Origin of the sequence: Phenylobacterium sp. (assembly GCF_004799395.1) — a bacterium.
Lineage (GTDB): Bacteria > Pseudomonadota > Alphaproteobacteria > Caulobacterales > Caulobacteraceae > Phenylobacterium.
This window is the reverse complement of record NZ_SSMZ01000318.1, coordinates 1-11,509: the sequence shown is the minus strand read 5'-3', so window position 1 is coordinate 11,509 and position 11,509 is coordinate 1. Positions and strand designations below refer to the sequence as shown.

The window sequence follows — 11,509 nt, the reverse complement described above, 5'->3', positions numbered from 1 at the left end:
AGATCAGCGGCGGACGGCTGGGCTACGTCCACATCGCCGACATGTCGTCGGAGGCCCTCGACCAGCTCTACCTGGGCCTCGACGCCCAGAACCAGGGCAAGGAGGGTGTCGTCGTCGACGTACGCAACAACAACGGCGGCTTCGTGAACGGCTATGTCCTCGACGTCTTCGCCCGCAAGAACTTCCTGACCATGACCGCGCGCGGGGAGACCGGCGTGCCGAGCCGCCAGGCGTTGGGCCAACGCGCGCTCGGCTTGCCGACCGTGCTGCTGACCAACGAATCCTCGCTCTCCGACGCCGAGGATTTCACCGAGGGCTACCGGACGCTGAAGCTCGGCAAGGTCGTCGGCGTGCCGACCGCCGGCTGGATCATCTACACGTCCAACACGCCACTGGTGGACGGCTCGGTTGTCCGGGTGCCCTCGACTCGCATCCAGGGCGCGGCGGGCGACGACATGGAGTTGCACCCGCGGCCGGTCGACGTCACGGTCGAGCGCCCGCTCGGGGAAACCGTCTTGGGCCAGGACGGGCAGTTGGAGGCCGCGGTCGCAGAATTGCTCAAGGAACTGGGGCCAAAACCGCCGGCCCACTGAAGCCTCGCCTTGCTCCGCGTGAAATCCGCCCGCAATCTTAGGGGGAGGATTTCAAAGAAAAGCATTTCGGGGAGCGAATTATGAGAATGCCCATGTGGCTGGCGGCGTTAGCCGCCATGGCCTTGCCATTGGCTGCGCCCCTTGCAGCCCATGGGCAGGACGCCGGGGAAGGCGTCTTCAACGCCCACTGCAAGGCCTGCCACGACCCCAATATCGACCGCGCGCCCAGCAAGGCGACCCTGGCCACCTATCCGCCGGCGCAGATCGTCGACGCCCTGACAAACGGGGTGATGAAGCCGATGGCGGCGGGCCTCTCCGAGGCCGACAAACAGGCCGTCGCCGCCTATCTGACCGGCGCCCAGCCCGCCCAGACCGCCGCCGCGGCGCCCGCTGGCCGTGCGGCGCCTGCCCCGGTCGGCGTTGACGTGAAGTGCGCGGTCAATCCGCCGATCCGCGCCACCGGCAGCGACTGGACCAGCGTCGGCTTCGATCCCACGTCGCACCGCTACCAGCCCAGGCCCGGGCTCACGAAAGCCGATGTGCCGAAGCTGAAGGTGAAGTGGTCCTTCGCCATGCCAGGCGGAATGCCCACGGTGATCGGCGACTGGCTGTTCGTCACCAACCGTTCGGGCAAGTTCTACGCCCTCGACGCCGCCACCGGCTGCGTGCGCTGGGTGGTCGAGGGCGCGGTCTCGCGCACGACGCCGATGGTGGTGAAGTCCGACGTCTCGCCCAGCGGCTGGCTGACCCTGATCGGCGAGCGAGACCGGACGACGCACGCCTTCGACGCCCAGACCGGCAAGGAAATCTGGCGTTCGGGGCAGCTTGAGGCCAATCCGGTGGCGGGGATCACCGGCGCGCCGGTGATCTCCGGCGATCAGGTCTTCGTGCCCATGACGTCTGGCGAAGAAGGCGCCGCGCGTCAGCCCTCCTATAGCTGCTGCAGTTTCCGCGGCTCGGTCGTGGCCCTCGATCTCAAGACCGGCAAGACGCAATGGCAGACCTATGTGATCGGCCAGCCGCCGCATCCGACCCACAAGAACTCGGCGGGGACCATGATGCAGGGTCCCGCCGGCGGGGCGATCTGGTCGGCGCCCAGCGTCGACGCCAAGCGTGGTGTGGTCTACGTGGCCACAGGCGACAGCTACACCGAGGTCGACACCAAGGGCGCCGACGCGATCTTCGCCATGGACGTCAAGACCGGCAAGGTCCGCTGGTCCAACCAGGTGACCGAGGCCGACAACTTCATCGTCGGCTGCAACGCCGCCACCAAACCCGCCAACTGCCCCAGTCCCGACGGCCCGGACTACGATTTCGGCGCCTCGCCGATCCTGTTCCATCTGGCCTCAGGCAAGGACGTGGTTCTTTCGGGCCAGAAGTCGGGCGTCGCCTTCGGCATGGACGCCGACAGCGGCAAGACGCTGTGGAGCCGGCGCGTCGGCTCCGGGTCCTCGTTGGGCGGCATCGAATGGGGCATGGCAGCGGATGAGCGCCGCCTCTACGTCGCCAACGCCGACACCGTGAACCTGCTGGAAGAGAACCTGAAGAAGCTCGGCCGATCCGCCGTGACGACACAGCTCGGCCCGCCGAAGCCCGGCCTGACAGCGATCGATCCGGCCACCGGCAAGGTGCTCTGGAACGTCCCCGCGCCTGTCGCGCCCTGCCACTACGCCGGTGACCGGTCCCGCGACCGCGGCGGCGGCGATTGCGTGCGAGCCCAGTCTCAGGCGCCGTCGGTGATGCCGGGCGTGGTGTTCTCCGGAACCATGGACGGCTGGCTGCGGGCCTATGACGCCGCCACCGGCAAGATCCTCTGGGCCGATAGCACCACGGACCGCACCTACGACACCGTCAATCAGGTGAAAGGCCAGCCGGGCGGTAGCCTGGACGGCCTGGGCGCCGCCATCGCCGGCGGCCGCGTCTATGTGATGAGCGGCTTCAACGGCGCGGCCAACACCGGCGGCAACGGGACCAACGTGCTCCTCGCCTACTCGGTCAACGGCAAATAGTCAGGTCCTCCCACGCCGGCCCCAGCGGGGTCGGCGTCAATTCCTACTAAAAGTTTAGTTGACGATCCCGCGCCGCCGGGGCGATGACTCCGAAAGTCTTAGGAGTCTCCCCCATGGCCGCCTCGCCCCGCGCCAAATCGACCGGCGTCCTGACGCCGCTGGAGCTGCAGATCATGCAGGTCCTCTGGGACGCCGGCCCCAGCACGGTCTCTGCGGTGCAGGAGAAGCTGGGCTCGGACCTCGCCTACACCACCGTCCAGACCATGCTGAACGTGCTCCTGCGCAAGAAGAAGGTGCGCCGCGCCGCCGTCGGCCGCGCCTTCGCCTACCAGGCCGCCGTCAGCCGGGAGCGTGCCGTGGGCACGGCGCTCAAGGACCTCGTCTCGCGGATGTTCGGCGGCTCTGGCGAGGCCCTGCTGATGGCCCTGATCGACGCCGAACAGATCACCCCGGAAGAGATCGCCCGCGCCTCCCAGCTGGTGGGCCGCGACGACAAGACTGAGACCAAGTGATGCGAGAGCTGCTCGTCGCCTACCTGCTGAACGCCGCCTGGCAGATCCCGCTGGCCGCCATCGGCGCGCCGCTGGTCTGCCGCTTCGCCGGCCTGACGCCGAAGGCCCGCAACCGGGTGTGGCTGGGCTTCCTGCTGGCCGGCGCCCTGGCGCCCGCACTAGCGTTCAAGCCGCCAACGATTTCAGCCGCCACCGCGCCGGAGTCGTTCGCGTCAAACGCCGCCTTGACCGCCGTCGCGACGGCGCCAACGCCCAGCCTGCTCTCCGAGGAATGGCAGGCCTTTCGCGACATGTTCGCCAGCGCGGCCGCCCATGCCGCGCCGGTCCTGATGGTCCTCTTCGCCTTGACCGGCCTCGTCGTCGCGGCGCGCCTGATCGCCGCCAGCATCGCGGCCCACCGGTTGGTGCGGCGCTCGCGGCCCGCCACCTTGGCCGGCGAGGTCACCGCCGCCCTCGAAGCCTTCGCCGACCAGCACGGCCGCCCGGTCCTGCAGGTCCGCTGCTCGCCCGATGTGCGCACGCCGGCCGTCGTCGGGGCGCTGAAGCCGGTCATCCTGATCCCCGAGCGCCTTGCCGTGAGCCGCGAAGACCTGCGCGCGGCTTTGCTGCATGAGGCCGCCCACGTGGTGCGCCGCGACTACGCGGTGAACCTGGCCTGCGAGGTGCTCACCCTGCCGGTCAGCTGGCACCCCGCCCTGATCGCCCTGAAGGCCGGGGTCCGGCGCAGCCGCGAGCTGGCCTGCGACGCCATGGCCGCCGGCGCGATGGCCCCCGATCAGGCCTTAGCCCACCAGGCCTACGCCAAATGCCTGCTCTCCCTCGCCCGCGCCCTCGGCGCCAGCCCACCTGCCCGTGACGCCGCCCTGCTGGTCGGCCTCTTCGGCCGCACCGATCTGGAAGACCGTGTCATGCACCTGATGAACCCTGCCCCCGCCGCCCGCGGTCCGCTGCACGCCGCTCGCCTCTGCGGCGCCGGCGCGATCGCCACCGGCCTGCTGGCGACCGCGCTCGTCCTGCACGTCTCGCCTGCCGTCGCCCAGCAGCCTGTCGTCAGCCGCACGGCCCTGGCCGAACCCCTGGCCGCTGCGGCGCCGCCTGCGCCGGTCGCCGCGCCCGCTCCGGCCGCGGAGCCTGCCGGCCCGGCGCCGCCGACGGCGCCGACGCCCCCCGACGCCAAGCACGCCCATCATCACAGCTGGGTGCAGATCAACGACAAAGGCGTGCTCATCAACGAGAGCGACGGCGCGTATGAACACCACTGGACCGCCATCGACGGCCAGTCCTTCTCCGTCAGCACCAACAACGCCGCGGACTTGACGGCCGAACAGAAGCGCCATCTGGAGAGCGTTGTCGCCGACGCCGAGCGTGAAGGCGCCGAGGCCCGCAAGCTGACCGAGTCTCCCGAATTCAAGGCCAGGATCGCCAAGGCCAAGGAAGCTGGCGAAGCCGCAGGCAAGATGGTCGAATCCCCGGAATTCAGGGCGCAGATCGAAAAGGCTCGCGCCGACGCTGTGGCCAGCGCGAAGTTCACCGAGTCTGCGGAGTTCAAAGCTCAGATCGCAAAGGCGAAGGAGGCCGGCGAAGCGGCCCGTACGATGGTCGAATCGCCTGAATTCAAGGCCCAGATCGCCAGCGCCCGGATCACCGAGTCCTCGGTATTCAGAGCCCAGATGGCCAAGGCCCGCGAAGCCGGCGACGCCGCCCGAAAGATGGTCGAATCCTCCGAGTTCCGAGCCCAGATCTCCAAGGCCAGGTCCGATGGCGAGGAGATCCGCAAATTCACGCAGTCCGCCGACTTCAAGGCCCGCATCGACGCCGCCCGTCAGGCCGGCGAGGCCGCCCGCGATTTGACCCAGTCGGCGGAGTTCAAGGCCAGCATCGCGCGCGCCCGCGCAGCCGCCGAACGTCTGCAGCGCGAGGTCGACGCCCTGGACGACCAGCCCTCGCGCGCCACGCCCTGATCACCTAAGGCGTCGGGCCGCCGCCGTTCTGGAACTCGAACGCCGGCTCTTTCGGCCGGCCGCCGCCGAACGACCAGCTGAGGCCGACGCGGAACTGGCGGGTGTCGAAATCCGCCTTGGTCCGTTCGATCAGCGCCGGCGTGTCAGCGCGATAGAAGCTGAAGAAGCTGTGGAATACATCCTGGGCGGTCACCACCAGGAACAGCTTGTCCGTCAGCTTGCGGCGATAGCCCAGGTCGAACCCCAACAGCGGCGATTGCGCACCCTGAGGGGTCAGTTCCTTGCCCTGCACGAAGCCATTGAATTGGAAAAGGTCGGTCGGCGTCGCCTGCCAGGTGAGGCTGCCATGGCCTTCTTCGCTCACCAGGGAGCGTGTCGGTGCGAACTGAGGCCCGAGGGTGTCGAGCTGGTTCCAGCTGAGACTGGCGCTGAAATTATAGTTGACCGTCGAGGTGATCTTGCCGCTGGCGACCTCTTCCACACCGGCGAAGCGGCTTTGCGCGGCGTTATCGCGCTCGTTCAGGAAGACACCTGCGCCGAGGTCGTGCAGGACCTGAGCGAATCCATCGCGGTTCTCCCGGTAGTAGAGGGTGGTGACCAGGACCAGCGGCGAGCGCCGGTACTCGTAGCCCAGCTCGAACGACTGGGTCTGTTGCGGCTTCAGATGCGCATTGCCGGACTGGAAGTTCAGCGGGTCGATCTCGAAACGGAAGGCGTTGAAGGCGCTGGGATCGGGCCGCTGGATGCGGTGGCTATAGCTGGCGGTGAACTGTTGAGTGTCTGACACTTTCCAGTTCAGGTGCAGGGTCGGATAGGCCCGCAGGTAGTCGATCTCGTTCTCTTGGCCGAGCGTCGCCTGGTCGAGGTGGATCTGAACGTCCTCGACCCGCAGGCCCGCCAGCATCGTCACCGCGCCCATCGGCCGCTCATAGGTCGCGTAGGCCGCGCCCACCGTCTGACGGAACTCGAAGAGGTTTGTCAGTGTCGGATCGGGGCCTTCCGCATCCAAGGCGGCGCCTTCGAAGCCGCGGTTGCGGTAGCTGTTGTCGACGTGGTCGATGTCGAAGCCGGCCTTCAGCTTGGCCATATCGCCCAGCGGCTGCGTCCAGTCGCCCTTCAGTTCGACATGGTGCTGGTGGTTGTTGATCGCCTGCCGATCGAATTCCTCCGCCGCGGTCGGGACCTGGTCGAGCGTGTGACCAGAGCGGGTGCGCGCGTCGTTGATCTCTTCGAGGCTCAGGCTCATGGCGAAATCGCCATCGCCCGCCAGTTTCTGGCGCAGGCTGGCGCTCACCTCGCCCGCGGCTCGCTTCTGATGGATATCGAGGTCACGCCTGAAGCTCCCGGCGGGCGCGTCCCCGGGGCCGAACTCGCTGACCAGCGCAGGTCCGGTCAGCAGGAAGTCGGTGAAGTTGCCGTGCGTTTCGAATCCGATCCGGGTCTTCGGCGTCAGGTCGTAGTCGACGCCAATCCGAGCGTTCACGGACTCTGCCAGGAAGTGCTGGGTCTGCTCCTGATCGACGCCGTCGAAGCCGCCCGCAGGATCAGGGCTCAGCCGATCGTCGGCCTGGTTCAGCTTCTGCTTGTCGTGGCGTACGCTGAGATCGCTGGAAACCGTCAGCTTGTCGGAGTTGTAGCCCAGGCTGACCCCGGTGTTGGCGCGCAGTTCGTCGCCGACCGTGCCCCGCACGGAGCCGGTGAGGCCGACGCCCCTCGAATGCTTGGTGATCAGGTTGATGATCCCGGCCGTGCCGTCGGTCTGGAATTCGGCAGACGGGTTGGTGATCACCTCCACGCGGGCGATGGAGTCCGCCGGCAGGGACTGCAGCGCCTGGGCCTTGTTGTCGCCCTGGAACAGGCTGGAAGGCTTGCCGTCGATCAGGATGGTGACGTTGGGATCGCCGCGCAGGCTGACATTGCCCTGCACGTCCACCTCCACCGACGGCACATTTCGCAGGGCGTCGGTGATGGCGCCGGACTGGGCCTGCAGGTCCTTGGTCACGTCATAGCTTTTCCGGTCGATGGAGATCTGAACAGGGACCGCTGCCTGGCCGGTGACCACCACCTCGCCGACCGTCCGGTCGCCAGTCTTGGGCGCAGGGGCCTTCGACGGCTCGGGCTTTGCCGGCGTCGCCTCGGTCGCGGGCGGATTGGCGGCCGGCGGAACCTCCTGAGCGGCGACCAGGGATGGCAAGGCGGCGGCGACAACGATGGAGATGAGCCCCGTGCGCACGATTCTTGCCTCCGAATTTACTGGCCGAAGCGGCCGGACCAGCTATGATACAGGCGTATTCTGAATGAAAGTACACGTGTATTTTCGGTAAGGCGCGAAAAATGCCGGTGATCAGGATTTCCGGAGCCGAGAGCCAGATCATGGAGGCCCTTTGGCGCGCCGGGCCGCTGACCCCCGACGGCATAGTGGCCGAGGTGGGCGAGGCCAACGGCTGGGCGCCCGGCACGGTGAAGACCCTGATCACCCGCCTCTTGCGCAAGAAGGCCATCGAGGGCCGGCGCGAGGACGCGGGCTATGTCTACCGCCCGCTGATCAGCCGCGAGAGCTATGTGCAGTCGGAGAGCCAAGGGCTGGTCGACCGCCTGTTCGGCGGCGAGGTCGCGCCCCTGGTCGCCCATTTCGCCGAGCACCGCGCGCTGACGCCGAAGGACATCGAACTGCTGAAGTCCCTCATCGCCAAGCTGGAGGGCGACGATGAGTGACATCCTCGTCCCCTTGCTGCGCCTGAATCTTGTGGCGGCCGCGGCGATCGGCGTCGTCCTGGTCCTGCGCGTTCCGGTCAGGCGAACGTTCGGGCCCCGCATCGCCTACGGGCTCTGGAGCCTCGTGGCGCTGGCGGTCGCGGCCATGCTGGCGCCCGCTCGGAAAGTGTGGCTTCCCCACCCAGACGCAGGCGTCGGCCGGGCCGCCGGGCCGGACGTCCTGTTCGTCGCGCACCCCGGCTTCGCCCCGAGCTTGCGCCTCGGCGGCGCGCCGGACCTGTCGACGGGTCTTGGCCTCCTGTGGATCGCCGGCGGACTGACGGCACTTCTCTGGCTGGCCTGGAGCCAGGTCCGGTTCGATCGAGCGGTGCGCGTGGGCCGCGCCGGTCCCGCCGTGGTCGGCGTCGTGCGGCCGCGGATCGTTGTCCCGGACGACTTCGCCCAGCGCTATTCCCCGTCGGAGCAGCAGGTCGTCCTGGCGCACGAGTCGACGCACATCCGGCGCCACGATTCCCGGATCAACGCGCTGATGGCCTTCGTGCGCTGCGCCAGCTGGTTCAATCCCGCGATCCATCTGATGGCGCACTTTCTGCGCATCGACCAGGAATTCGCCTGTGACGCTCAGGTGATGGCCCGCCACCCGCGTGCGCGGCGCACCTACGGCCAGGCGATGCTGAAAACCCAGCTTTCCAACCGTCCGCTGCCGCTGGGATGCTACTGGCCGGCCCAGGCGGCCCACCCACTGGTCGAGCGCGTCCGCCTGCTCTCGCGTCCGCGGCTCGGCGTCATGGGGCGAAGCCTCGGCCTCGTCCTCGTCGGCCTCGTCACCCTGGGCGGCGCAACCACGGTCTGGGCCACGCGGCCAGCCCAGGTGGTGCTGGTCGCCGCACCGCAAGCGCCCACCAGCGCGCCGTCCGCACCCGCCGCCCAGGCCGACCTCCAGACCCGCCCGGCCTCGCGGGCGCCGCTGGCGGCGCAGACCTCCCAAGCGTCCGCCGCGGTGGCCGAACCGCCGGCCGACGCCGTCACTGAGGTCACTGACGACCCGCAGCAAGCTGGTCCCGACCGCCGCCTGCTGCCGCCTGGCTTCTTCGGCCCGCCGCGCCGGATCCATGGCCTCGCCGACTGGTCCTCGGTCGCGCCGGGCTCGGCCGTCCGCGTGGTGGCCGCCATGAGGGATCCCGACGGCGTACCCCTGGTGACGGACCTCACCGCCTTCGGCTCCCAGTCGCGCTACCGGCTGGGCTACATCGCTCGCACGCCCAGCCGCTACAAACTCTTCACCAGCGTCGCCCAGCACGGCGAGCGCCTGACGGTCACCGCCGGACTCAACCGCAGCCTATCGCCCATGGTCAGCGGGACCATCGAGCTCGCGGCCGGCGAGACCGGGACCATCGCCCTGCCCAATGGCCTGAGTATCGTTGTCACGACCACTGTCCGCGCCGAAACCCCCCAAGAGATCGCCGAGAGCCACGGCCGGGCCCGCGTCGACGTTCTGATGTGGCCGCACGACGCTTAGGGTGAAGGCCATCCTGATCCTCGCCGCCGCGCTCGCTGGGTTCGCGACCGCGGCGTCCGCCGAAAGCGGCTTCCTGGACCGCAGCGTGGTGGTGGCGGGCGCCACGTATCGCTATCAGGTCTATGTTCCGCCGGGGTACGATGGCAAAAGCGCCCTGCCGATGGTCGTCGATCTGCACGGCATCGGCCTGCAGGGCGACGACGGCCTGCAGCAGACCACCATCGGCCTGGCCGCCGCCATCCGGAAGAACCGGGCCCGGTTTCCGGTGATCGCCGTCTTGCCGCAGGACCAGGCCGGCAAGCGCTGGCTGGACACCGACATGGAAGACCTCGCCATGGCTGAGCTGGACGCGACGGCGCGCGAGTTCCGCACCGATCCGGCCCGGGTCTACCTCACAGGCTTTTCGATGGGCGCGACGGGCGCCTATCGCATCGCCTATCGCTGGCCGCGCCGGTTCGCCGCCGTGGCCGTCATCGCCGGGCGGGTCACAACCGCCGACGTGAAGACCTACAGCGAAGCCGACAAGGCCGCCGACCGTGTGGCCAATCCGTTTGTGGCTGAGGCTGATCCCTTCGCCGCCCTGGCCAGGGGCCTTGGGGCCCTCCCCGTCGCCATCTTCCACGGCGACGCCGACACCACCGTGCCGGTGGAGCAGTCCCGACGCCTCGCCGCCGCGCTCAGGGCCGCCGGCGGCGAGCTCCGCTACAGCGAGAATCCCGGCGGCAATCACTACGACACCGCCGAGAAGGCCTACGGCGACGAGGACTTCATGCCCTGGCTGCTGGCCCACGCCCGCAAGCCCGCAAAGTGAGCAGATCGAGCGGCGACTGAACCTCGACGACGCCCAGCGCGTTGACTTGACGGTCGCGGCCCGTATGTTCCGGCGCGTGCGACGATCTCCGTTCGCGCCGCCGCGGCGCGCCCGCCCATTCGTGGGCGGCCTCTCCGCACAAAATCGTACCGAATGACCGAATTTTCCGAACTTGGACTTTCGCCTGCCACGCTGCAGGCCGTCGCCGACACCGGCTACACCACCGCGACCCCGATCCAGGCCGAGGCCATCCCGCACGCCCTGCACGGTCAGGATGTGCTGGGCATCGCCCAGACGGGCACCGGCAAGACTGCCGCGTTCACCCTGCCGATGATCGACCGCCTGGCCGCCGGCCGCGCCCGCGCGCGCATGCCCCGCGCCCTGGTGATCGAACCGACGCGGGAACTGGCCGACCAGGTCGCCGCCTCCTTCGAACGCTACGCCAAGGGCCAGAAGCTCTCCTGGGCGCTGTTGATCGGCGGCGTCTCCTTCTCCGACCAGGAGCTGAAGCTCGACCGCGGCGTCGACGTGCTGATCGCCACGCCGGGGCGCCTGCTCGACCATTTCGAGCGCGGCAAGCTCCTGATGACCGGCGTGCAGATGCTGGTGGTCGACGAGGCCGACCGCATGCTCGACATGGGCTTCATCCCGGACCTCGAGCGCATCTTCAAGCTGACGCCGGTGAAGAAGCAGACGCTGTTCTTCTCCGCCACCATGCCGCCGGAGATCACCCGGCTCACCAAGCAGTTCCTGAAGGATCCGATCCGCATCGAGGCCTCGCGGCCCGCGACCACGGCGGAGACCATCACCCAGTATCTGGTGCGCATCCCGACCCAGGACCAGAAAGCCAAGCGCACCGCGCTTCGCATGCTGATCAGCCGCGATGACGTGAAGAACGGCATCGTCTTCTGCAACCGCAAGTCGGAAGTCGACATCGTCGCCAAGTCCTTGAAGACGCACGGGCTGGACGCCGCGCCGATCCACGGGGACCTGGACCAGCAGACCCGCATGCGGACGCTGGAAAGCTTCCGCAACGGCTCGCTGAAGCTGCTGGTCGCCTCCGACGTCGCCGCGCGCGGCCTCGACATCCCCGACGTCAGTCACGTCTTCAATTTCGACGTGCCGCACCACGCCGACGACTATGTCCACCGCATCGGCCGGACCGGCCGCGCCGGCAAGCTCGGCCAGACGTTCATGATCGTCACCCCGGCCGACAGCCGCAACCTCGACAAGGTGCTGAAGCTGATCGGCAAGACGCCGGAAGAGATCAAGCTTGAGGCCGACTGGGCCAATATCAAGGACGAGCCGCGCAGCTCGCGCGGCGGTGACCGCGACCGTGGCCGCGGCGGGCGCTCAGCCCCGTCCAGCCGCGACCGCGACCGCGACCGC

The 11,509-nt window shown here is 68.7% G+C and carries 9 protein-coding genes; 8 read left to right on the top strand and 1 reads right to left on the bottom strand.

Annotated features, from left to right (window positions below; all coding sequences use genetic code 11):
- The 4 genes from E8A12_RS20605 to E8A12_RS20590 form a co-directional block, all read left to right on the top strand.
- A partial coding sequence (locus E8A12_RS20605; RefSeq protein ID WP_293372364.1) for a S41 family peptidase occupies positions 1-593 on the top strand: 593 nt, incomplete at its 5' end.
- Between the two features lie 80 nt (positions 594-673).
- Entirely contained in the window at positions 674-2,602 is a 1,929-nt protein-coding gene (locus E8A12_RS20600) for a PQQ-binding-like beta-propeller repeat protein (RefSeq protein WP_293372362.1), read from the top strand.
- A gap of 113 nt (positions 2,603-2,715) precedes the next feature.
- Positions 2,716-3,114, top strand: a complete 399-nt coding sequence (locus E8A12_RS20595; RefSeq protein ID WP_293372360.1) for a BlaI/MecI/CopY family transcriptional regulator — start codon at positions 2,716-2,718, stop codon at positions 3,112-3,114.
- Complete coding sequence (locus E8A12_RS20590) at positions 3,114-5,075, top strand: M56 family metallopeptidase (protein WP_293372358.1); 1,962 nt, start codon at positions 3,114-3,116, stop codon at positions 5,073-5,075. The genes E8A12_RS20595 and E8A12_RS20590 overlap by 1 nt, the downstream gene beginning before the upstream one ends.
- Positions 5,076-5,079: 4 nt before the next feature.
- Here the strand turns inward: E8A12_RS20590 and E8A12_RS20585 are convergent, their stop codons facing one another.
- Entirely contained in the window at positions 5,080-7,308 is a 2,229-nt protein-coding gene (locus E8A12_RS20585; protein WP_293372356.1) for a TonB-dependent receptor, read from the bottom strand.
- Positions 7,309-7,409: 101 nt separating this feature from the next.
- Here E8A12_RS20585 and E8A12_RS20580 point away from each other — a divergent pair, with 101 nt between their 5' ends.
- The 4 genes from E8A12_RS20580 to E8A12_RS20565 all read left to right on the top strand — a co-directional run.
- On the top strand, positions 7,410-7,790 hold the full coding sequence (locus E8A12_RS20580) for a BlaI/MecI/CopY family transcriptional regulator (protein ID WP_363212591.1): 381 nt from the start codon (positions 7,410-7,412) through the stop codon (positions 7,788-7,790).
- Positions 7,783-9,309, top strand: coding sequence for a M56 family metallopeptidase (locus E8A12_RS20575; protein WP_293372354.1), 1,527 nt, complete (start codon positions 7,783-7,785; stop codon positions 9,307-9,309). The genes E8A12_RS20580 and E8A12_RS20575 overlap by 8 nt, the downstream gene beginning before the upstream one ends.
- A 1-nt stretch (position 9,310) precedes the next feature.
- A complete protein-coding gene (locus tag E8A12_RS20570) occupies positions 9,311-10,120 on the top strand; it encodes a PHB depolymerase family esterase (protein WP_293372352.1) in 810 nt (269 codons plus the stop codon).
- Positions 10,121-10,273: 153 nt separating this feature from the next.
- The coding region (locus E8A12_RS20565) for a DEAD/DEAH box helicase (protein WP_293372350.1) at positions 10,274-11,509 on the top strand (1,236 nt) is incomplete at its 3' end.